This is a genomic window from Streptomyces varsoviensis, from assembly GCF_000718635.1.
Lineage (GTDB): Bacteria > Actinomycetota > Actinomycetes > Streptomycetales > Streptomycetaceae > Streptomyces > Streptomyces varsoviensis.
Genome location: NZ_JOBF01000022.1, coordinates 208,794 through 230,973, shown reverse-complemented (window position 1 = coordinate 230,973; position 22,180 = coordinate 208,794). Strand labels below are relative to the sequence as shown.

The following is a 22,180-nucleotide window of genomic DNA, read 5'->3' as shown; positions in this document are numbered from 1 at the left end:
GACACCTCTCATGTTGCGGGGCTGGACCCCGAGTAGTTGATATTGCACAGCACTGTGCAATTACACAGCAGTGCGCAATTTACTCGGATGCACAGCCATGTGCAAAATGGAGAGGTCGGCACGCGCGGAACATCCAGCGGCACGCCCCGGACAATGGGCGGGCCACCCGCGCGCCCCGCGCCGCGCGGGGACGATCCCCGCGCCGTACGGGGACCGAGGACGCCGACCGAGGAGCCCGCACCACCATGACCACACTCAGCAGCCGCGCCTCCGCCAACCGCCGCCGCATCATGGACATCGCGCTCGCCGAACTGGTGCGCAACCCCGACGCGTCCATGGACCACATCGCGCGCGCCGCCGGTGTCGTGCGCCGCACGGTGTACGGGCACTTCCCCAACCGCGAGGCGCTGATCACCGCCCTGACGGACGCCGCCGTCGAGGACGTCTCACGGGCCTTCGCGGCCGGCATGGCGGACGCCGCGGCCGGCTCGCCCCCCGCTCCCCCGGCCGACCGGGCCCTCGCCCGCGCCACCCTCTCCGTCTGGGAGTCCGCCGACCGCTACCGGCTGCTCGTCGCCCTCGCCCAGCGCAGTGTCACGGACGCGGGCATCCGCGCCCGGCTGGAGCCCGTACGGCTCAAGGCCGCCGGGCTCATACAGCGCGGCCTCGACGACGGCGCGTTCAGCTCCCCGCTCACCTCGCGCGCCCTCGCGCACGTCTACGAGCACACGCTCTTCGGGCTGATGCAGGCCGTCAACGAGGGCGCGCTGCCCGCCGAGACCGCGGGCGTGGCCGCCGCGACGACGGTACTGGCCACGGCGGGCGTCGCCCCGGCCCGCGCCGCCGAGGCCGTGACGGAGGCCGTACGGGAGGCGACGGCGGGGGCGGCCGGGACGGCAAGCAGCAGACTCTGAGGGACAGTCGGTCCGCTCACGCCCGTACACGCGTGGCGAAGCCCCGCTGAACGGGGGCGTCAGCGGGGCTTCGCGATCAGGGGGCGCGCGGCGGAAGCCGCTTCCGCCCGCGTCATCCGGGTATCCAGCGGCGCGTACTTCACACACCGCCGGCACCGGCAGGCCGGTCGTCACACGGCGGCGGGCTCCTTCTCCGTACCGCCCGGACCGCCCGAGCCGCCGGGGCCGGCCGCCTCCGGTGCCCGCTCCGGCCCGCCGTGCCCGTCGTCCATCAGCGTCGTCTCGTCGAACGGCAGCCGCCCGGCGAGGACTTCGGTCACGCGGTCCTTGTCGATCTCCTTGGTCCAGGTGCCGACGAGTACGGTCGCGATGGCGTTCCCGGCGAAGTTGGTCAGGGCCCGGGCCTCGCTCATGAAGCGGTCGATGCCGACGATCAGGCCGACGCCGTCGACCAGTTCGGGGCGGTGGGACTGGAGGCCGCCCGCGAGGGTGGCGAGCCCGGCGCCGGTGACGCCCGCGGCGCCCTTGGACGCGATGATCATGAAGAGGAGCAGCGAGACCTGCTGGCCGATGGAGAGGGGTTCGCCCATCGCCTCCGCGACGAAGATCGAGGACATCGTCAGATAGATGGCGGTGCCGTCGAGGTTGAAGGAGTAACCGGTGGGGACGGTGATGCCGACGACGGGCTTGCTGACGCCCAGGTGCTCCATCTTGGCGATGAGCCGCGGCAGCGCCGACTCGGACGACGAGGTGGAGAGGATCAGCAGGAACTCCCGCGCCAGATACTTCAGCAGCGCGAAGACGCTGACCCCGGCGACCAGCCGCAGGATCGTGCCGAGCACGAGGATCACGAAGAGCAGGCAGGTGACGTAGAAGCCGACCATGATGACGGCGAGCGACTTGAGCGCGTCCACGCCCGTCTCGCCGACGACCGCCGCCATCGCGCCGAACGCGCCGACCGGGGCCGCCCACATGATCATGGCCAGTACGCGGAAGACCAGCCGCTGGATGTGGCCGATGCCGCGCAGGACGGGTTCGCCGCTCGCGCCGAGGGCCTGGAGGCCGAAGCCGACGAGGAGGGCGACCAGCAGGGTCTGGAGGACCTCGCCCTTGGTGAAGGCGGAGACCATGGTGGTGGGGATGATGCCGAGGAGGAAGTCGACGGTGGAGCCGCCGTCCTTGGCCTGCGCCTCGCCCGCGTGCCGGACCGTCTCCGTCAGATGCAGTCCGCTGCCGGGCTCCAGGAGATTGCCGACGACCAGCCCGATGGCGAGGGCCACGGTCGACATCAGCATGAAGTAGACCAGTGCCAGGCCGCCGACCGCGCCGACCTTCGCCGCCTTGCGGACCGATCCGACGCCGAGCACGATCGTGCAGAAGATGATCGGCGAGATCATCATCTTGATCAGGTTCACGAACCCGGTGCCGAGCGGCTTCAGCTCCACGGCGACGCCGGGTGCGGCGAAGCCGACGAGGATGCCGAGGAGTACGGCGACGATGACCGCGATGTAGAGGAAGTGGGTGCGGTCCCTCTTCCCGGGCTTCGTGCTCTCCTGGCTCTTCGTCGGGGCCTGCTCGGGCCCGTCCGGCGACGGTGACGGTGAGGGTGTCTGCGCTGACACGGTGGTGCTCCTCGGTGGACGGCGTGCGGCTCTGGCGGCCCGCGCTCTCCCGACGAGTGGGGCCCCGCAGACTATGCACCCGTCTGTGACCGCGGTCACCCTTACGTGCATTACGTTCACGGCTCAACCGGAGGGCAGACTGTCGGCCATGCGCAGACCCCGCATATTCGGCATACGCCGCGTAGTACCTCGCGTAGTGCCCCGCGTACCCCGTGTGCCGCGCCCCCGCAGCCTGGCCGGCCAGCTCTTCGCGATGCAGATCGTGCTGGTCGCGGCCGTGGTGGCGGGGTGCGCGTTGTTCGCGTACGCCACGGGGCGCGGGCAGGCCGAGGACACGGCGCGCCGCCAGGTGACCGCGACGGCCGCCGCGGTGGCCGGCTCGCCGTCCGTACGGGACGCCGTCGGCTCCGCCGATCCCAGCGCGGCGCTCCAGCCGTACGCGGAGCGGGTGCGGCGCGACGCCGGGGTCACGTTTGTGACGATCATGGACCCGCGCGGGACGCGCTGGACGCACCCCGACGCGGCCCGCATCGGCCAGGAGTTCCTCGGCCACACCGAGCCCGCGCTGCGCGGGAAGGCGTTCTCCGAGACGTACACGGGGACGCTCGGGCCGTCCGTACGGGCGGTGGCGCCGATCCGCTCCGGGGCGCGGATCACGGGGCTGGTGAGCGTCGGCATCACGGTCGACGAGATCAGCGCCGAGGTGCGGCGGCAGGTCATGGCGCTGCTGGGGGTGGCGCTGGGGGCGCTGGCGCTCGGCGGCGTCGGCACGTACATCGTCAACGCCAGGCTGCGGCGGCACACGCACGGCATGAACGCCGCCGAGCTGAGCCGGATGCACGACTACCACCAGGCCGCGCTGCACGCGGTGCGCGAGGGGCTGGTGATGCTGGATGGGGAGCGCCGCATCGCCCTCATCAACGACGGCGCCCGCGACCTGCTGGGGCTCACGCCGGGGGCCGTCGGGCTGCACGTCACCGACCTCGGCCTGCCGGCCCCGCTCACCGAGACGCTGCTGGCGGCGGGCCCGTGCGTGGACGAACTCCATCTGACGGCCGACCGGATCGTCGTCGTCAACACCTCGCCGGTCAGCGGCGGGGAGCGCAGCGGCACCGTCGTCACCCTGCGGGACCACACCGAACTCCAGGCCCTTTCAGGTGAGTTGGACTCCGTACGCGGCTTCACCGAAGCCCTGCGCTCCCAGGCCCACGAGGCCGCCAATCGGCTGCACGCCGTGGTGTCCCTGATCGAACTCGGCCGCGCCGACGAAGCCGTCGACTTCGCCACCGCGGAACTCGAACTGGCCCAGGCCCTGACGGACCAGGTGGTCGCCGCCGTCGCCGAGCCCGTACTGGCAGCCCTCCTCCTGGGCAAGGCCGCCCAAGCCAACGAACACGGCGTCGAACTGACACTCACCCCCGACAGCCACATCGACGACGGCGTCCTGCCGACGGGCCTACCGGCGCGGGACCTGGTCACGATCCTGGGCAACTTGATCGACAACGCCGTCGACGCCAGCTCGGCTGCGCCGCAGCTTCCGGGCCTGGGTGCCCCGGGGGACCTGACCTCCGGCCTCCGGCCGGGGGGTGACGCGGCTACCGCCGCGGAGGGGCTTGCGGGCGGGGCGCCCGCTCCTGCGTCCGGCCTGCGGACGGGGGTTGGCGCGGCTACCGCCGCGGAGGGGGTTGCGGGCGGGGCGCCCGCTCCTGCGTCCGGCCTCCGGCCGGGGGATGGCGCGGCTACCGCCGCGGAGGGGGCTCCGGGCGAGCCGCCCGCTCCGTTCTCCGGCCCGGGGCCGGCGCCGGGCGCGGCTCACGGGAGCGCGACACCCGCCCCTGCGTCCGGCCTCCGGCCGGAGGCCGGCGCTGCTGCCGCGGCGGGGGACGGGGGCGGGACGCCCGCCCCTGTGTCCGGCCTGCGGCCGGAGGTCGGCGAGGCGACCGGCGCGCAGGGGGTTGCGGGCGAGCCGCCCGCTCCATCCTCCGGCCCGAGGCCGGTCCCGTGCGCGGCTCACGGGAGCGAGACACCCGCCCGTGCATCCGGCCTCCGGCCGGGGGATGGCGCGACTACCGCCGCGGTGAGCCTCGCGGGCGAGCCGCCCGCTCCGTTCTCCGGCCCGGGGCCGGCGCCGAGCGCGGCTCACGGGGGCGGGACGCCCGCCCCTGCGTTCGGCCTTCGGCCGGAAGAACGCGCGGCGTTCGGGCCAGGCGGAGGTGGGGGCGTGGCGTGCGCGGGTGAGAGGGGTGCTGCGGGGGCGGGTGAGCGGCGGTGTGTGACGGTGATGGTCAAGGCGGAGGGTGGGGAGTTGTTGGTGCGGGTGGCGGATACGGGGCCCGGGATCGATCCGGGGGCGGTCGAGGAAGTCTTCCGGCGGGGGTGGAGCACGAAGGCGCCGGGGCGCGGGCTCGGGCTGGCGCTGGTGCGGCAGGCGGCCCGCCGGAACGGCGGGGACGTGAGCGTGGCACCGGCATCGGCGGCGGGCGGGGCGCAGTTCACGGTGTCGCTGCCGCTGCGCGGCGGTGCCGTCGCGGCGGGCCCGGCCGGTCCCGTAGGAGCGCGCCGATGAGCGCGCCGCCGCCGGTCGACGCCGCCCCGATCCGGGTCCTCGTCGTCGAGGACGACCCGCTGGCGGCGGACGCGCACGCGCTGTACGTACGCCGGGTGCCGGGGTTCGCCGTGGCGGGGGTGGTGCGTTCGCGGGCCGACGCGTCGCAGTTCCTCAAGCGGACGGCGGTCGACCTGCTGTTGCTGGACCTGTTCCTGCCCGATGGGCACGGGCTCCAGCTCGTACGGTCGCTGCGCGCGGCCGGGCACACGGCCGATGTGATCGCCGTGACGTCGGCGCGGGATCTGGCGGTCGTACGCGAGGGCGTGTCGCTCGGCGTGGTGCAGTACGTACTGAAGCCGTTCACTTTTTCCACCCTCCGCGACCGGCTGGTGCGCTACGCGGATTTCCGCGCCGCCGCCGGGGAGGCGAGCGGTCAGGACGAGGTGGACCGCGCCCTGTCGGCGCTGCGGGCGCCGCAACCCGCCGCTCTGCCGAAGGGGTTGAGTCTGGACACGCTCCAGACGATCACCGAGGCGCTGCGCGCGGCCGGCGCGGACGGCCTGTCGGCGGGGGCGGCCGCGACCGCCGTGGGGATCTCGCGGATCACGGCCCGCCGCTATCTGGAGCACTTGGTCCATACGAGCCGTGCCGGCCGCACCCCGCAGTACGGGCATGTCGGGCGGCCCGAGCTGCGTTACCGGTGGTTGTCCCAAACCGGGCGCTAAGGGGCTATTCCCAGCGCCGCGCACGCGCCGTCCACCGTCGCCCGCCGCAGTTCCTCCGGCGGCGCGTCCGGGAACTGGATCGTGCAGTCCTGGATTCCGCCGAAGGCGATGGCGGCCCTGGTGGCCTGTTCCAGCGTGGGTTCGGGGCCGTGCAGCAGTTGTCCCAGCCGTCCGCGCCAGGCCATGACGCGGTCGATGAGGCCGAGGTCGGCGAGGGTGGTCAGCTCACTGAGCATGAGCACCATCTCGTCGCGGTGGCGGTAGTGGAAGTCGAAGTAGCCCTCCAGCAGGGCGCGCGGCTCCACCTCGGCCAGCGCCTCCTGCCGCGTCAGGAACTCCTCTTCCTCCTCCAGGATCGGCAGGACGATGCTGCGGACGAGTTCCTCGCGCGAGGAGAAGTGGTAGTAGAGCGCCGGTTTGGTGATGCCGAGGCGGGCGGCGATGTCCTGGAGGCTGGTGCGCTGCACCCCTTGTCGCAGGAACAGTTCGCGGGCGGCCTCCAGAATCCGCTGCTTGGTGTCGGAGGGCCGGGGGCGCGGCGGCCTGCCGGGGGAAGAAGTCACAGCGCGACCCTATCTGACTTATCGATAGGTAAGTACGCTGGAGACCTGCTTACCTACCGTTAAGTAAGGGAGCGATCATGCACGTCCTCATCTCCGGCGCCAGCATCGCCGGCCCGGCGCTGGCCTACTGGCTCACCCGGCACGGCTTCTCCGTCACCGTCGTCGAGCGCGCGCCCGCGCTCCGCAAGACCGGCGGCCACGCGGTCGACCTGTTCCGGCCCGCGATGGACATCACGGAGCGGATGGGCGTACTCCAGGCCGTGGCGGAACGGGCCACCGGGGCGCGGCGGATGACCCTCTTACGGGAGGGTGCGCGGCGGCCCGTTCGGGTGGACCTGGCCAGGATCTTCAGCGCCGCGTCCGACCGGCACGTCGAGATCATGCGCGACGACCTGAGCGAGATCTACTACGACGCCACGCGCGACGACGCCGAGTACGTCTTCGGCGACTCGATCACCGCGATCTCGCCCGACGGCGAGGTGCGGTTCGAGAACGCCGCGCCGCGCCGCTTCGACCTCGTCGTCGGCGCGGACGGGCTGCACTCCAACGTGCGCCGCCTCGCCTTCGGCGACGAGTCGCTCTTCGCCGAGTTCATCGGCGCCTACCTCGGGGTGCTGACCCTGCCCAGGTCCTACGCGCGCGACGGCGAAACCCTCATGCACGTCGGCGTCGGCCGCACCGCCGCGATGTACGGGGCGCGCCACCTCGACGACGCGCGGGCGCTGTTCCTGTTCCGCAGCGAGCGCGAACTCGACTGCCACCACCGGGATGTGCCCCGCCAGAAGGAACTGCTGCGCGACGCGTTCACCGGACTCCACGCCGACGTGGACCGCTGGCTGGCCGAGCTGGACCGCACCCCGGCGTTCTACTTCGACTCGATCACCCAGCTCCACATGGACACCTGGTCGCGGGGGCGGGTGACGCTCGTCGGCGACGCCGGCTACTGCCCGGGCCCGGCCGTCGGCGGCAGCACCACGCTGGCCATCGTCGGCGCGTACGTCCTCGCGGGCGAACTGGCCCGCGCGGGCGGCGACCACGAGCGCGCCTTCCCGGCGTACGAGGCCGCGATGGCGGACCATGTGCGCGGCAGTCGCGCCGCCGCCCTGAGCGCGGTGAAGACCCTCGTCCCCGCCTCCGGCCTCGGCGCCTGGGGCCTAGCCCAAGGCGCCCGCCTCCTGTCCGCCCTCCCCGCCGGCCCCAGCCGCGCCCTCGCCCGCCGCACCACCAAGAGCGCCCGCCTCTACGCCACCATGCCCCTCCCCGCCTACCCGCCCTCCCCCACCGCCTCACCGGCCCGTGCAGCAGAGGGCCACGGGCCCGGGGCGTGACGGCCGCCCGGCGGCCGGGAGTTCAGGGGAGGGGGTGCCCCGGGTCCCCGAGCCACGCGGTCTGGCCGCGCTCCGTCACGGTCAGGCCGAAGTCGAACAGGGAGGGCCGTCCCGCTTCGTCGCGCCACCAGTCGGCGGCCGCGCGGGTCTCGTCGTAGAGATCGCGCGGGCCCCACTGGTACACGGCCTCGCCGGTGGCGTAGGCCCAGGAGTCAGGGGCGCACCACCAGTGCCCGTCGCCCTGTTCCCAGTGGGCGACGCCGGGCAGCAGCAGGCCGATGGCGAAGGCGGCGTGCGGGTCGGTGAGGGCGAGGCCGTCCAGTCCCCCGCCGAGGGCGGATTCGCGCGCCTCCCGCCAGGTCTCGTCGGTGAACAGCTCGCCGATCGGGGAGCGCGGGCGTTGGCCGCGTACGGTCATGAAGGTCATGGCACCGGCGAAACGGCCCGTCGCCCGGCCGCCGTCGACGGTGAGGCGAGCGAGTCCGTGGGAACAGAACGCGGTGCGGAACGGGGTGAGGATCAGGCCCCCGGTGCGGGTCTGCTCGACCCAGGGGTAGGGGACGGTCAGTACGGCGGCGGTGGACAGCACCCGGTCGTAGGGCGCGCCCGGCGGATGACCGGCCTCTCCGTCCCCGTGCACCACGGTGACGTTCCCGCAGCCGGCGGCGGCGAGCGCGGCGCGGGCCCGGGCGTGCAGCGTCTTGTCGATCTCGACGGTGACGAGGCGGTCGCCGCCGACGCGCCGGGCGATGAGCGCGGCGTTGTATCCGGTCCCCGTGCCGATCTCCAGGACGGTGTCCGAGGTCCGCAGGTCGGCTTCGGCGAGCATGGTCAGCACGGCGTTCGGCGCGCTGATGGAGCAGGTCGGCAGGGTGCCGAGGCCGCCGGCGGGGGTGCGGCCGTCGTCGACCTGGGTGACGAGGCCGTCGCAGGGGTCGTACGCCGCCGCGGCCCATCGCCCGGGGTCGTCCGTACGGCCGTAGGCCCGGTAGCCGTCCGGCCCCTCGGCCCACACGGTGTCCGGTATGAACGCGTGGCGGGGCACGCACGCGAAGGCTTCGCGCAACCAGGGCCGCGCGAAGGCGCCCAGGCCGCCGAGCACCCCGGCGGCCTGGGCGCGCAGCGCGGTGAAGTCCATAGTCATGTTGGTCGCTTCGGTTCGCGGTGGCCGCCGTCACATCGGAATCAGGGACAGCAGGGCGGGCCTCTACGTCACCATAACGTCACGGGGAGTGCGCACCCGCCAAGCCCCCCGTTAGGAAACGTTCCTAACCACCGTCTTGTCGCGGGCATGACCTGTCGCTAGCGTTCACGCACGTTCACCCCACCCCCCATGGAGGTTCGACGTGCGTCGCAAGAGAATCGTCTCCGTGCTCTCCGTGCTGTCCGCCGCCGCGCTGGTCGGCGGGGGGCTCGCGGCCGGGGCGCAGGCCGCGCCCGCGCCCGGCCACGGGGCCGGCGCCGGGCAGGCCGCCGCGCCCAGTGGGCTCAATGGGCCCTATCTGTACCTCGGTTGGGGCAGTCCGCCCAAGGCGACGTCCGTGATGTCGGCCACCGGGATCAAGCAGTTCACGATGGCGTTCATGCTGTCCGACGGCGGGTGCAATCCGAAGTGGGACGGGAATCGGGCGCTGACCGGTGGGGTCGATCAGTCGACGATCAATTCGATACGGTCGGCCGGCGGCGATGTGACGGTGTCGTTCGGCGGTTGGAGCGGGAACAAGCTGGGCGAGAAGTGTTCGTCGGCGGGGGCGCTGGCGGGCGCGTATCAGAAGGTGATCGACGCCTATAAGTTGAAGTCGATCGATATCGACATCGAGAACACCGAGGTGTCGAACGCGACCGTGCGGCAGCGCGTCATCGACGCGCTGAAGACGACGCAGACGAAGAATCCGGGCCTGAAGATCTACGTCACGTTCGGCACGACCACCACCGGCCCGACCGCCGACGGCAAGGATCTCGTCAAGCGCGGCGCGGCCAAGAAGCTCGACGCGGAGTGGGCGGTGATGCCGTTCGACTTCGGCAAGGGCGCCGTGGACATGGCCGCCGCCACGAAGTCGGCGGTGGACGGGCTGAAGAACACCGTGGCGAGCGAGTACAAGCTGTCCTCGGACGCCGCGTACCGCAAGTCCGGCTTCTCCTCGATGAACGGCCACACCGACCAGGCCGGCGAGGTCGTCTCGGTCGCGGACTTCAAGTCGATGGTGGCGTACGCGACGAGCCACCACCTCTCCCGCGTCTCCTTCTGGTCGCTCAACCGCGACCGCAAGTGCGGATCGGGCGGCGGCGGTGACGCGTGCAGCGGCATCGACCAGGGAACGTACGACTTCACCAAGGTGCTGGCCGGTTACCACGGCTGACAGCCGCGGGGGCGATGCCCCCACCGGCGAGGGTCATACGGTCACCGGGCAGCCCGCCGAGGCGAGTTGGAGGTCGAGCCCGTGCGCCCCACCGTTCCACTGATCCTCGTCGCCGCCCTCGCCGCAGGCACGCTCACCGCCTGCGGCGTGGGGTCGGTCTCCCATCCGGACACCGTGAAGGTCGCTTACCAGCGGAATACCAACAGCAAGGTCCGTTATACCGACGACTATCTGGCCATGGTGAAGAAGGAGTTCGAGAAGACGCACCGGGGCAAGAAGGTCAAACTGATCCCGATACAGGCGTCCGAGAACGACTACTACGCCAAGATCCAGCAGATGATGCGGTCCGCGAAAACCTCGCCGGATCTCGTGTACGAGGACACGTTCCTCATCAACGCCGATATCAAGAGCGGCTATCTGCGCCCGCTGGACGACAAGATCAGCACATGGGCCGACTGGAAGCAGTTCGCACCGGCCGCCAAGGCCGCGACGAGAGCGGAGGACGGCAAGACGTACGGCGTGCAGGACGGCACCGACACCCGCGCCCTCTGGTACAACAAGGAAATCTTCGCCAAGGCCGGACTGCCCGCGAGATGGCAGCCGAAGACCTGGCAGGACGTGCTGGACACGGCCCGTACGATCAAGCGCGAGGTCCCCGGCGTCACCCCCTTCAATGTCTATACGGGAAAGGGGCCGGGCGAGGCGTCCGTGATGCAGACCTTCGAAATGCTGCTGTACGGCACGGGAAAGGACCCGCTCTACGACCCGGCGGCCAAGAAATGGGTCACGGGCAGCAAGGGATTCCGGGACTCGCTGGACTTCGTACGGAGCGTCTACGCCGAAAAGCTCGGGCCGGAGATCTCCGACGCCCTCGACCCGAACGTCGGCGTGCGCAACGTCAGCGAGTGGCTTCCGGCCGGTGAGGTCGCGATCAGCCTCGACGGCTCCTGGCTCGGCGAGTACTGGCTGCCCACCGGCGGCAAGCCGTGGCCGCGCTGGTCGAAGGTGATGGCGCAGGCGCCGTTCCCGACGCAGCACGGGCAGGCCCCCGGCAAGGTCAGCCTCTCCGGCGGCTGGGCCTGGTCGATCCCCGCCAAGTCCACCAACGCCGACCTGGCCTGGCAGTTCATCGAGACCCTCCAGTCCAAGCGGAACGCCGTCGAATGGGACATCCGGGGCGCGCAGATCGCGGTCCGCGACGATGTCGCCGCCGACGCCACGTATCTGAAGTCCATGCCCGGCATCGAATTCTTCACCTCGCTCGTCAAATACAGCCACTTCCGTCCCGCGCTGCCCGTCTACCCCAGGGTCTCCGCCGCGATCGGCGAGCAGATGGAGAACGTGACCACCGGGGACTCGTCGGTCGCCGAGGCCGCGAGGGCCTACGACAAGCAAGTCGCGTCGATCACCGACGGCGCGGTGGTGAGCAAGCCGTGAGCGCGCTCACCACGGCCCGCGGCCGCGGACCCCGCCTGCGCTGGCTGCCCATCGCCCCCGCCACCCTCCTGCTGCTGCTCTTCCTCGGCGGGCCCATCGCCTACTGCGTCTACATCGCCTTCACCGACATGCAGCTCACCGGTGCCTCGTCCACGCACTTCGTGGGTTTCGACAACTTCCGGCGGGCCTTCGCGGACGACAAGTTCCTCAACGCCGTCGTCCTGACCCTTGTCTTCACCGTGCTCTCCTCGATCGTCGGCCAGAACACCCTCGGCCTCGGCCTCGCCGCCCTGATGCGGCGCGCCTCCCGGCCCGTACGGACGCTGACCGGGGCGATCGTCATCGCCGCGTGGGTGCTGCCGGAGATCGTCGCCGGGTTTCTGCTCTACGCCTTCTTCGAACGGCGCGGCACCCTCAACGACATCCTCGGCCTGCTCCATCTGCCCAGCCAGAACTGGCTGTTCACGCTGCCCATCCTCGCCGTGTCGTTCGCCAACGTCTGGCGCGGCACCGCCTTCTCGATGCTCGTCTACTCCGCCGCGCTCGGCGACATCCCCCAGGAGATCACCGAGGCCGCCGAGGTGGACGGCGCGAGCGGCTGGCAGCGGATGTGGCGCGTCACGCTGCCGATGATCCGCCGCTCCATCGCCACCAATCTGATGCTCAACACGCTCCAGACCCTCTCGGTCTTCGGCCTGATCTGGGCGATGACGCGCGGCGGGCCCGGTACGCGCAGCCAGACGCTGCCCGTCTTCATGTACGACCAGGCGTTCTTGAAGGCGCTCATCGGCTACGGCACGGCGGTGGCGCTGCTGCTGCTCCTGGTGGGGGCGCTGTTCTCGCTGGTGTACCTGCGCCTGCTGCGCGAGGAGGTCTGAGATGCGCCGCTCAGCAAGCGGGGCCCAGCGACCACGCGCCCGTACGGCCAAGCTGCGGCGCGCCACCCGGCAGCGGCTCGCCGCCGACGCCGCGCTCCTCGTCGTCGCCATCGCCTTCGCCGTGCCGCTCGCCTGGCTGGTGCTCTCCTCCCTCGACGAACACGCCTCGCTCGACGTCTCCGTGCCGACGGAGCCCACGCTCGCCAACTTCGACGCCCTGATGAATTCGGAGATCACCTACCGGCCGATGCTCAACAGCCTGCTGCTGTGCGGCGGCGCCACGGCCCTGACCATCGGCTGCGCGGCCCTCGCCGCCTATCCTCTCTCGCGGTTCCGCTCCCGCTTCAAGCGCCCGTACCTCATGGCGGTGCTGTTCACCACCTGTCTGCCGGTCACCGCGATCATGGTCCCGGTGTACGGCCTCTTCGTGCGGATCAACCTCATCGACACCCTTTCCGGCACGGCCCTCTTCCTCGCGGCGACCCAGTTGCCGTTCGCCATCTGGCTGATGAAGAACTTCATGGACGCCATCCCCGTCAGCCTGGAGGAGGCCGCCTGGACCGACGGCGCGAACCCGATGCAGGCCCTGGCCCGGGTGGTGCTGCCGCTGATGGGGCCGGGTGTGGCCGTCGTGACGGTCTACAGCTTCATCATGATGTGGGGCAATTTCTTCGTCCCCTTCATGCTGCTGCTCACCCCGGACCAACTCCCGGCGTCCGTCTCGATCTTCACCTTCTTCGGCTACCGCGGAGAGGTGGCATACGGACAGCTCGCCGCCTTCTCCATCCTCTATTCGACGCCCGTGATCCTGCTGTACGTCCTGATCGCCCGGCGTCTGGGCGGCGGCTTCGCGCTGGGCGGCGCGGTGAAGGGGTGAGCGCCGTCCGGCCGGGGTCGCAGTTCGCCCGGAAGAGCGCCGGCCGGCCCGGGGCGCCGTTCGCCCGGAAGTCGGAGGCGCGTACATCCTGAGTACGACGTACGGGCCCGGCATCGGCCATTTGGCCGGTGCCGAGGTCGGGCCGTGCGGCCGAGGTGAGGAGGGGGGCGGGTGGCCGAGGATGGGGGAGCATTCATCCCCCGCTCTCCCAGGAGACCTTGTGTCCCGTTCCGCCCCCTTCCCCACGTCCGCCCCCTTCCCCACGTCCGGCGCCGCCGCCCCCGTCGCCGTCGCCGCGCGGGCGACCGAACTGAGCAAGGTGTACGGGCAGGGCGAGACCCGGGTGGTCGCGCTGGACGCGGTGTCCGTGGAGTTCCGGCGCGCGGAGTTCACCGCGATCATGGGGCCGTCCGGGTCGGGCAAGTCCACGCTCATGCACTGCATGGCGGGGCTCGACTCCCTCTCGTCCGGTTCGGCCCGGATAGGCGACGTCGAACTGGCCTCGCTGAACGACCGGGAGCTGACGCGGCTGCGCCGGGGCCGGGTCGGCTTCGTCTTCCAGGCGTTCAATCTGCTGCCGACGCTCAACGCGATCGAGAACATCACCCTGCCGATGGACATCGCGGGCCGCCGGCCCGACCAGGCGTGGCTGGACCAGATCGTCGCGACGATGGGGCTGTCCGCGCGGCTGACGCACCGGCCGTCGCAGCTCTCCGGCGGCCAGCAGCAGCGCGTCGCCGTGGCCCGCGCGCTCGCCTCCCAGCCGGAGATCATCTTCGCGGACGAGCCGACCGGCAACCTCGACTCCCGCTCCGGCGCGGAACTCCTGGGCTTCCTCCAGGAGTCGGTCCCCGCCCTCCGGCAGACGGTCGTGATGGTGACGCACGACCCGGTCGCCGCCTCGTACGCGGACCGCGTGATCTTCCTGGCCGACGGCCGGATCGTGGACGAGCTGCGCGGGCCGTCCGCCGACGCGGTCCTGGACCGGATGAAGGCGTTCGACTCCAAGGGCCGTACGAACTGAGGAACCCCCGCCCACCGCTCGACGCCGGACCCGGCACTCCCCGTCCCCCGCATTCCAGGACTGACACACGTGCTTCGCACCGCCCTGCGCAACGTATTCGCGCACAAAGCCCGGCTGGTGATGACCGCTCTGGCGATCATCCTCGGCACCGCCTTCGTCTCCGGCACGCTGATATTCGGCGACACCGCCGGCAACGCGTACCGCAACGTCTCGGCCAAGAACTACCGGGGCGTCGCCGTCCTGGTGACCGCCAACGAAGGCATTCGCGCCCCCGGCGACCAGCACCGGACGGCGCTCGACGAGCGGCTGGCCGACAAGATCCGGGCGCTGCCGGGCGTCGCCTCGGTGCGGCCGAGCGCCACGGGGTACGCCACGATCGCCGACAAGAAGCAGCGGCCCATGGGCGAGGAGTGGCAGTCGCTCGGCGCCGACTTCACGCCGGGCAAGGACGGCAAGGACAGCCGCTACCCGCTCACCTCCGGCCGCGGGCCCGCCGCCGCCGACGAGATCGCGCTGAGCACGAAGGCCGCCGCCGACGGCGGGTACCGGCTCGGCGACCGGGTCCGGTTCGCGATCGACGGGCCGGTGCTGACCAAGAAGCTGGTGGGCACCGTGGACACGACGGACCCGCGGGTCACCTCGGGCGGCACGCTGGCGCTGTTCGACACCGCGACCGCGCAGCGGCTGTACTCCGGCGCGGGCTCGTTCAGCGAGTTCTCGGTGGGGGCGCGGCCGGGCGTCGACGACGTCGAACTGACCGAGCGGATCCAGCGGATGCTGCCTGAGGAGAAGGCATCCGCGCAGAGCGGTTCGGAGCTGGCCCGTATCCAGGCCGACGAGATCACCATGAGCACCCGGTCGCTGACCAAGTCGCTGATGGTCTTCGCGGGCATCGCGCTGTTCGTCGGGGCGTTCATCGTCGCCAACACCTTCACCATGCTGATCTCGCAGCGCCGCCGGGAGATCGCGCTGCTGCGGGCGGTGGGCGCGTCCCGCCGCCAGGTGGTGCGCTCGACGCTGGTGGAGGCGGCGGTGCTGGGGCTGCTGGCGTCGGTGGCCGGGTTCGTGCTGGGTCTCGGGGTGGCGCTCGGGCTGCGGCCGCTGCTCAACTCGACGGGCGCGCACCTGCCGGACGGTCCGCTGATCGTCGAGCCGGCCTCGTTCGGGTACGCGCTGGTGATCGGCGTGGTCGTGACCGTGCTGTCCGCGTGGCTGCCGGCGCGGCGGGCGGCGCGTGTCGCCCCGGTGGAGGCGCTGTCCGAGATCGACCAGGCGCCCGCGCAGCGGAGCCTGGTGGTGCGCGGCGTGATCGGCGCGGTGCTCGGCGGCGCGGGCGTGGCGACCATGTTCTACGTGGCGACGAAGACGTCCAGCGAGGGCATCAACGCGGGCATGGCGGGGTCGGCGCTCGTCCTGGCGGGCGCGGCCGTGCTGGCCCCGCTGCTGTCGCGCCCGCTGGTGACGTTCGCGGGCAAGGGGCTGGCCCGGATGTTCCCGGCGAGCGGCCGGCTCGCGACGCGCAACGCCCTGCGCAATCCGCGCCGTACCGCCGCGACGGCGTCCGCGCTGATGATCGGCCTCACGCTGATCACCGGGCTGACGGTGCTGGGCCACTCGGCCACGCTGGGCGTCGACAAGATGATGGAGCGGCAGGGGCTGACGGCCGATTACCAGGTGAGTTCGGAGGGCGGCTGGGGGCTCGGGAAGGACGCCGCGGGCCGGCTGTCCGCCGTGCCGGGCGTCGCCGCGGCCGTGCCGCTGCGTACGGTCGGTGTCGACCTGGGGTCCGACGCGGGCGGCCTGACCGGCACGGACGTGTCGAACCTGGGGAAGGTGGCGGGCCTGCGGTTCACCAGCGGGTCGGCGGAGGCGGTACGGGCGAAGAACACCATCGCCGTGTCGGAGAAGACGGCGGGCGAACGCGGTCTGCGGACCGGGCAGCGCCTCAAGGTCACCTACAACGGCGACGAGAGCGGCGCGGAGGACGAGAAGCCGGGCCGTGCGAAGGGGCCGAAGACGGCCACGTACACGATCGGCGGCATCTACACCGACAACGAGGTGGTCCCCAAGGCGTTCGTGTCGCTGGCGACCATCGCGAGCCATGTGAACCAGCCGTCCCTCGCCAACGAGCGGATTCTGGTGAAGGCGGAGCCGGGCAAGGCGTCCGGTCTCGCCGACAAGCTCCGTTCGGCTCTCGGCAGCAACCCGCTGGTGAAGGTGAAGGACCAGTCGGTGCTGCGCGCCGAGCGCAGTGGGTCGATCGGCGACATCCTGAACATGACGTACGGGCTGCTGGGCATGGCCCTGGTCATCGCGGTGGTCGGGGTCGTCAACACGCTCGCCATGTCGGTCTTCGAGCGGACCCGGGAGATCGGGATGCTGCGGGCGATCGGGCTGGCGCGCCGCGACGTGAAGCGGATGGTGCGGCTGGAGTCCGTGATGATCTGTGTGTTCGGCGCGGTGCTGGGGATCGTGGTGGGCGGGTTCCTGGCCTGGTCGGGCGGGCATCTGGTGAAGTCGTCGTTCCCGGCGTACGAGTTCGGTCTGCCGTGGCCGCGGATCGGCCTGTTCCTGCTGATCGCGTTGGTGGTGGGCGTGCTGGCGGCGGTGTGGCCGGCGCGCCGGGCGGGCCGGCTGAGCCCGCTGGAGTCGATGGGCGTGCAGTAGGCCCGCGGGTACGCGAAACGGCGGTGGGCGCCCCTCAAGGAGAGGGGCGCCCACCGCCGTTCGGGTCGCTGCGGTGCGTCAGCCCTGCTGCGCGGGCTGCTGCTCGGCCTTCTGGCCGCCGAGGTGGTGCACCCGGACCATGTTGGTGGTGCCGGGGATGCCGGGGGGCGAACCGGCCGTGATGATCATGGTGTCGCCCTGGTTGTAGCGGTTGAGCTTGAGCAGCTCGGCGTCGACGAGGTCGACCATGGCGTCGGTGTTGTCGACGTGCGGGACGACGTACGTCTCGATGCCCCAGCTCAGCGTGAGCTGGTTGCGGGTGTCCGCGTCGGTGGTGAAGGCGAGGATCGGCTGGACCGCGCGGTAGCGGGAGAGCCGCTTGGCGGTGTCGCCGGACTTGGTGAACGCCACCAGGGCGGTCGCGTCGAGGAAGTCCGCGATCTCGCAGGCGGCGCGGGCGACGGAGCCGCCCTGGGTGCGCGGCTTCTTGCCCGGGACGAGCGGCTGGAGGCCGCGCGAGAGCAGTTCCTCCTCGGCCGCCTCGACGATGCGGGACATCGTCTTGACGGTCTCGATCGGGTACGAGCCGACGCTCGACTCGGCGGAGAGCATGACCGCGTCGGCGCCGTCGAGGATGGCGTTGGCGACGTCGGACGCCTCGGCGCGGGTCGGCCGCGAGTTGGTGATCATCGACTCCATCATCTGGGTCGCGACGATCACCGGCTTGGCGTTGCGGCGGCACAGCTCGATGAGGCGCTTCTGCACCATCGGGACCTTCTCCAGCGGGTACTCGACCGCCAGGTCGCCGCGGGCGACCATGATGGCGTCGAACGCCGCGACGACGGCCTCCATGTTCTCGACGGCCTGCGGCTTCTCCACCTTGGCGATCACCGGCACCCGGCGGCCGACCTCGTCCATGACGCGGTGCACGTCGCGCACGTCGTCGGCGTTGCGCACGAAGGAGAGCGCGACCATGTCGCAGCCCATGCGCAGCGCGAACCGCAGGTCCTCGACGTCCTTCTCGGCCAGGGCGGGCACGTTGACCGCCGCGCCGGGCAGGTTGATGCCCTTGTGGTCGGAGATGACCCCGCCCTCGATGACGATGGTCCGCACCCGCGGGCCGTCGACCTCGGTGACCCGCAGCTCGACGTTGCCGTCGTTGATCAGGACCTGGTCGCCCTTGGAGACGTCGCCGGGCAGCCCCTTGTACGTGGTGCCGCAGATCGTCTTGTCACCGGGGACGTCCTCGGTGGTGATGGTGAACTCGTCGCCGCGCTCCAGCTCGACCGGGCCGTCGGCGAACGTCTCCAGCCGGATCTTGGGGCCCTGGAGGTCGGCGAGGACGCCGACCGCGCGGCCGGACTCCTCGGCGGCCTTGCGGACGCGGTGGTACCGCTCCTCGTGGTCCGACTGGGTCCCGTGGCTGAAGTTGAAGCGGGCCACGTTCATGCCGGCCTCGATCAGCGCTTTGAGCTGGTCGTAGGAGTCGGCGGCGGGGCCCAGTGTGCAGACGATTTTGGAACGGCGCATAAAGCTGATCCTATCGGTTTGTTTCGGGGCGGAATAATCCAGTGGGGGGCAGGGGCGGTTCCCAGATGCGCGCCGCCGCCTGGCGGACGGCCCGTATCTAGGCGCTGACCAGCGCGTACGTCTGAGTGGCGATCTCCAGCTCCTCGTCGGTGGGGACCACGGCGACCGCGACGCGGCTGGTGTCCGCCGAGATCAGCCGCGCCGAGGAGCCGCGCACGGAGTTCCGTACCGCGTCCAGCTCGATGCCGAGCGCGCCCAGGCCGCGCATCGACGCCTCCCGGACGGCCGCGGAGTTCTCGCCCACGCCCGCCGTGAACGCGACGGCGTCCACCCGCCCGAGCACCGCCGTGTACGCGCCCACATACTTGCGCAGCCGGTGCACGTAGATCTCGAAGGCGAGCTGCGCGGCGCGGTCGCCCTCGCCCATCCGGCGGCCGATCTCGCGCATGTCGTTGTCGCCGCAGAGCCCGATCAGGCCGCTCTTCTTGTTGAGCAGTTCATCGACCTCGTCGACGCTCATCCCGGCCACCCGCCGCAGATGGAAGGTGACCGCGGGGTCGATGTCACCGGAGCGCGTACCCATCACCAGCCCCTCCAAGGGCGTCAGCCCCATGGAGGTGTCCACGCACCGGCCGCCCTCGACGGCGGAGGCGGAGGCGCCGTTGCCCAGGTGCAGCACGATGACGTTGACGTCGGTCACGTCCCGGCCCAGCAGCTTCGCGGTCTCGCGGGAGACGTACGCGTGCGAGGTGCCGTGGAATCCGTAGCGGCGGATGCGGTGCGCGTCGGCGGTCTCGACGTCGAGGGCGTAGCGGGCCGCGTGCTCCGGCATCGTGGTGTGGAAGGCGGTGTCGAAGACCGCGACCTGCGGCAGGTCCGGGCGCAGGCCCATGGCCGTGCGGATGCCGGTGATGTTGGCCGGGTTGTGCAGCGGGGCGACGGGGATCAGCCGCTCGATCTCCGCCAGCACCTCCCGGTCGATGACGGTCGGCCCGCTGAACCGCTGCCCGCCGTGCACGACGCGGTGGCCGATCGCGGCGAGCTTCGGCGAGTCGAGCCCCAGCCCGTCCGCGGTCAGCTCCTCGGTGACGGCCCGCAGCGCCTCCTCGTGGTCGGCGATGGGCTGCTCGCGCTCGCGCTTCGCGCCGCCGGTGGCGAGCGGCGCGTGCGTCACCCGGGAGGTCTCCTCGCCGATGCGCTCCACGAGGCCGGTGGCGAGGCGGGTGCTGTCGGCCATGTCGAGGAGCTGGTACTTGACCGAGGAGGACCCGGAGTTGAGGACCAGGACTTGGGTCGCCTCGGCCGGGGCATCGGCCTGGGCGGCGGCGGTGGCATCGGTGGCGGGGCCGGCGTTCGCGGTCATGGGCGGGCTTTCCGGTAGGCGGCGGACGGGTGGGCGGCGGTGCCGGGCGGCGGAATCACGGCTGCTCGCCCTGGGCCTGTACGGCCGTGATGGCGACGGTGTTCACGATGTCCTGCACCAGCGCGCCGCGGGAGAGGTCGTTGACCGGCTTGCGCAGCCCCTGGAGGACCGGGCCGACGGCGACGGCGCCCGCGGAGCGCTGCACGGCCTTGTACGTGTTGTTGCCGGTGTTCAGGTCCGGGAAGATCAGCACCGTGGCGCGGCCCGCGACCTTGGACTCGGGCAGCTTGGTGCGCGCGACCGCGGCGTCCACGGCCGCGTCGTACTGGATCGGCCCCTCCACCAACAGGTCCGGGCGGAGTTCGCGGACCAGCTCGGTGGCCTTGCGGACCTTGTCGACGTCCGCGCCGGAGCCGGAGGTGCCGGTGGAGTACGACAGCATCGCGATCCGCGGCTCGACGCCGAACCGGGCGGCGGTGGCGGCCGACTGGATGGCGATGTCCGCGAGCTGCTCGGCGTCCGGGTCGGGGTTGACGGCGCAGTCGCCGTAGACGAGGACCCGGTCGGCGAGGCACATGAAGAAGACGGACGACACGATCTGCGCGCCCGGCCTGGTCTTGATGATCTCGAAGGCGGGGCGGATGGTGGCGGCGGTGGAGTGCACGGCGCCGGAGACCATGCCGTCGGCCATGCCCTCCTGCACCATGAGCGTGCCGAAGTAGGACACGTCGGAGACCACGTCGTACGCCAGCTCGTAGCTGACGCCCTTGTGGGCGCGGAGCCGGGCGTACTGCTCGGCGAACCGCTCGCGCAGCGGGGAGGTGTGCGGGTCGATCAGGTCCGCGTCGCCGAGGTCGATGGAGAGTTCGGCGGCGCGCTTGCGGATCGCGGACTCCTCGCCGAGCAGCGTCAGATCGCACACGTCCCGGCGCAGCAGCACGTCGGCGGCGCGCAGCACGCGCTCCTCGGTGCCCTCGGGCAGGACGACCCGGCGGCGGCCGGCGCGGGACCGCTCGATCAGCTCGTGCTCGAACATCATCGGCGTGACCCGGCCGGAGCGGGCGACCGAGATACGGCGCGTCAGCTCCGCCGTGTCGACGTGCCGTTCGAAGAGGCCGAGGGCGGTCTCGGCCTTGCGCGGGGAGGCGGCGTCGAGCTTGCCCTCGATGGAGAAGAGCTGTTCGGCGGTGGGGAAGGAGCCGCCGGGCACGGAGACGACGGGCGTGCCGGGGGCGAGCCGGGAGGCGAGCGCGAGGATGTCGGGGCCGGGGCGCTCGTCGAGGGTGAGCACCACGCCGGCTATGGGCGGCGCCCCGGCGCTGTGCGCGGCGAGCGCGCCGACGATCAGGTCGGCGCGGTCCCCGGGGGTGACGACCATGCAGCCGTCGGTGAGGGCCTTGAGGAAGGTGGGCAGCATGGCGCCGCCGAAGACGAAGTCGCGGATGTCGCGGGCGAGCCCGGCGGCATCGCCGAGCAGCACCTCGGCGCCGAGGGCCTGCACGATCTGGGCGACGGTGGGCGCGGAGAGGGAGCCGTCCTCGGGCAGCGCGTAGCAGGGCACGGGGAGCCGGGCGGCGAGCCGTTCGACGACGGCGTCGCGGTCGCCGGGCGCGACCCGGTTGACGACCACGGCGACCACGTCGCAGCCCAGCGCCTCGTAGGCGCGGTAGGCGTTGCGGGCCTCGGACCGTACGGTCTCGGCGTTCTGGTCCTGGCCGCCGACGACGGGGACGACGAAGGCGCCGAACTCGTTGGCGAGCCGGGCGTTGAGGGCCAGTTCGTCGGGGAGGTTGGTGGCGCCGTAGTCGGTGCCGAGCACCAGGACGTACTCGTACTCGCGGCCGACGGCGAGGAAGCGCTCGACGAGCCGGGAGACCAGTTCGTCGGTGCCCTGCTCGGCCTGGAGGGCGGTGGCCTCCGCGTATGTCATGCCGGAGGCGGCCTCCGGCGTCTGACTGAGCCGATAGCGGGACCGCAGCAGGTCGAAGAGGCGGTCGGGGCCGTCGTGCAGGAGGGGGCGGAAGATGCCCACCCGGTCCACATGGCGGGTCAGGAGCTCCATCACCCCGAGTTCGACGACCTGCCGGCCGTCGCCGCGGTCGATCCCGGTCACGTATACGCTGCGCGTCACGCGTGTTCTCCTTGATCCATCTCGGTGCACCTCGGCCACTGACAGTTGTGCTTTTTGCCGGTTTTCCCGGCAAAAACACCCGGTATGGCGGGCTTGCCCTCTTGACAATACCCGCGCCCCTGGATAGGGCGCAGCGAGAGGTGGGGGCAGCGGTACCACCGGGGTCATGAAACAATCGGACTGGCTCACATGTACCGGTAGCGAGCAGGAGAC

At 71.7% G+C, this 22,180-nt stretch carries 16 protein-coding genes; 10 read left to right on the top strand and 6 right to left on the bottom strand.

The genetic code is table 11. The features are described from left to right. The first annotated feature begins 245 nt into the window (after positions 1 to 245). Entirely contained in the window at positions 246 to 914 is a 669-nt protein-coding gene (locus IF55_RS27780; RefSeq protein WP_037966797.1) for a TetR/AcrR family transcriptional regulator, read from the top strand. Between the two features lie 170 nt (positions 915 to 1,084). Here IF55_RS27780 and IF55_RS27775 read toward each other — a convergent pair whose 3' ends face one another. Continuing rightward, on the bottom strand, positions 1,085 to 2,536 hold the full coding sequence (locus IF55_RS27775; protein WP_048832553.1) for a cation:dicarboxylate symporter family transporter: 1,452 nt from the start codon (positions 2,534 to 2,536) through the stop codon (positions 1,085 to 1,087). 253 nt (positions 2,537 to 2,789) lie between these two features. Here IF55_RS27775 and IF55_RS27770 point away from each other — a divergent pair, with 253 nt between their 5' ends. Together IF55_RS27770 and IF55_RS27765 are read left to right on the top strand one after the other, a co-directional pair. Then, the gene (locus IF55_RS27770) at positions 2,790 to 5,102 is read left to right on the top strand and encodes an ATP-binding protein (protein WP_245661452.1); all 2,313 of its coding nucleotides are present in this window, start codon (positions 2,790 to 2,792) and stop codon (positions 5,100 to 5,102) included. Further along, positions 5,099 to 5,809: a response regulator gene (locus IF55_RS27765; protein WP_030889821.1), complete on the top strand. Its 711-nt coding sequence runs from the start codon at positions 5,099 to 5,101 to the stop codon at positions 5,807 to 5,809. Before IF55_RS27770 ends, IF55_RS27765 begins: the two co-directional genes overlap by 4 nt. On the opposite strand, the gene IF55_RS27760 is transcribed toward IF55_RS27765, so the two are convergent. Beyond that, the gene (locus IF55_RS27760; RefSeq protein ID WP_048832551.1) at positions 5,806 to 6,372 is read right to left on the bottom strand and encodes a TetR/AcrR family transcriptional regulator; all 567 of its coding nucleotides are present in this window, start codon (positions 6,370 to 6,372) and stop codon (positions 5,806 to 5,808) included. The two genes, IF55_RS27765 and IF55_RS27760, sit on opposite strands and share 4 nt — an antisense overlap. Positions 6,373 to 6,449: 77 nt before the next feature. On the opposite strand from IF55_RS27760, the gene IF55_RS27755 reads away from it, so the two are divergent. Next, the gene (locus IF55_RS27755; RefSeq protein WP_037966799.1) at positions 6,450 to 7,700 is read left to right on the top strand and encodes an FAD-dependent monooxygenase; all 1,251 of its coding nucleotides are present in this window, start codon (positions 6,450 to 6,452) and stop codon (positions 7,698 to 7,700) included. A 22-nt stretch (positions 7,701 to 7,722) separates the two neighbouring features. Here IF55_RS27755 and IF55_RS27750 read toward each other — a convergent pair whose 3' ends face one another. Further along, entirely contained in the window at positions 7,723 to 8,844 is a 1,122-nt protein-coding gene (locus IF55_RS27750; RefSeq protein WP_030889831.1) for a methyltransferase domain-containing protein, read from the bottom strand. A gap of 202 nt (positions 8,845 to 9,046) precedes the next feature. On the opposite strand from IF55_RS27750, the gene IF55_RS27745 reads away from it, so the two are divergent. From IF55_RS27745 to IF55_RS27720, 6 genes are all read left to right on the top strand, one after another. Beyond that, the gene (locus IF55_RS27745) at positions 9,047 to 10,060 is read left to right on the top strand and encodes a chitinase (RefSeq protein ID WP_030889834.1); all 1,014 of its coding nucleotides are present in this window, start codon (positions 9,047 to 9,049) and stop codon (positions 10,058 to 10,060) included. Between the two features lie 81 nt (positions 10,061 to 10,141). Then, positions 10,142 to 11,497, top strand: a complete 1,356-nt coding sequence (locus tag IF55_RS27740; protein WP_030889837.1) for an extracellular solute-binding protein — start codon at positions 10,142 to 10,144, stop codon at positions 11,495 to 11,497. Then, the gene (locus tag IF55_RS27735; protein WP_030889840.1) at positions 11,494 to 12,375 is read left to right on the top strand and encodes a carbohydrate ABC transporter permease; all 882 of its coding nucleotides are present in this window, start codon (positions 11,494 to 11,496) and stop codon (positions 12,373 to 12,375) included. The genes IF55_RS27740 and IF55_RS27735 overlap by 4 nt, the downstream gene beginning before the upstream one ends. A 1-nt stretch (position 12,376) precedes the next feature. Further along, complete coding sequence (locus tag IF55_RS27730) at positions 12,377 to 13,252, top strand: carbohydrate ABC transporter permease (RefSeq protein ID WP_048832550.1); 876 nt, start codon at positions 12,377 to 12,379, stop codon at positions 13,250 to 13,252. Between the two features lie 310 nt (positions 13,253 to 13,562). Next, positions 13,563 to 14,276 (top strand): ABC transporter ATP-binding protein, encoded by a 714-nt coding sequence (locus IF55_RS27725; protein WP_245661451.1) that lies wholly within the window; start codon positions 13,563 to 13,565, stop codon positions 14,274 to 14,276. A gap of 69 nt (positions 14,277 to 14,345) precedes the next feature. Further along, positions 14,346 to 16,943 carry an ABC transporter permease gene (locus IF55_RS27720; protein ID WP_030889848.1) on the top strand — a complete coding sequence of 866 codons (2,598 nt, stop codon included), beginning with the start codon at positions 14,346 to 14,348 and terminating at the stop codon, positions 16,941 to 16,943. A gap of 78 nt (positions 16,944 to 17,021) precedes the next feature. Here the strand turns inward: IF55_RS27720 and pyk are convergent, their stop codons facing one another. The 3 genes from pyk to pta form a co-directional block, all read right to left on the bottom strand. Continuing rightward, positions 17,022 to 18,473, bottom strand: a complete 1,452-nt coding sequence (gene pyk / locus IF55_RS27715; RefSeq protein ID WP_030889851.1) for a pyruvate kinase — start codon at positions 18,471 to 18,473, stop codon at positions 17,022 to 17,024. Between the two features lie 97 nt (positions 18,474 to 18,570). After that, entirely contained in the window at positions 18,571 to 19,836 is a 1,266-nt protein-coding gene (locus IF55_RS27710) for an acetate kinase (protein WP_030889854.1), read from the bottom strand. A 55-nt stretch (positions 19,837 to 19,891) separates the two neighbouring features. Then, positions 19,892 to 21,967: a phosphate acetyltransferase gene (pta, locus tag IF55_RS27705; RefSeq protein WP_030889857.1), complete on the bottom strand. Its 2,076-nt coding sequence runs from the start codon at positions 21,965 to 21,967 to the stop codon at positions 19,892 to 19,894. Positions 21,968 to 22,180 lie beyond the last annotated feature (213 nt).

Coding starts and splice junctions, on each gene's coding strand:
- pyk (WP_030889851.1), bottom strand. CDS start 18,473: ATGCGCCGTTCCAAAATCGTCTGCACACTGGGCCCCGCCGCCGACTCC.
- IF55_RS27765 (WP_030889821.1), top strand. CDS start 5,099: ATGAGCGCGCCGCCGCCGGTCGACGCCGCCCCGATCCGGGTCCTCGTC.
- IF55_RS27755 (WP_037966799.1), top strand. CDS start 6,450: ATGCACGTCCTCATCTCCGGCGCCAGCATCGCCGGCCCGGCGCTGGCC.
- IF55_RS27770 (WP_245661452.1), top strand. CDS start 2,790: ATGCAGATCGTGCTGGTCGCGGCCGTGGTGGCGGGGTGCGCGTTGTTC.
- IF55_RS27730 (WP_048832550.1), top strand. CDS start 12,377: ATGCGCCGCTCAGCAAGCGGGGCCCAGCGACCACGCGCCCGTACGGCC.
- IF55_RS27750 (WP_030889831.1), bottom strand. CDS start 8,844: ATGACTATGGACTTCACCGCGCTGCGCGCCCAGGCCGCCGGGGTGCTC.
- IF55_RS27780 (WP_037966797.1), top strand. CDS start 246: ATGACCACACTCAGCAGCCGCGCCTCCGCCAACCGCCGCCGCATCATG.
- IF55_RS27710 (WP_030889854.1), bottom strand. CDS start 19,836: ATGACCGCGAACGCCGGCCCCGCCACCGATGCCACCGCCGCCGCCCAG.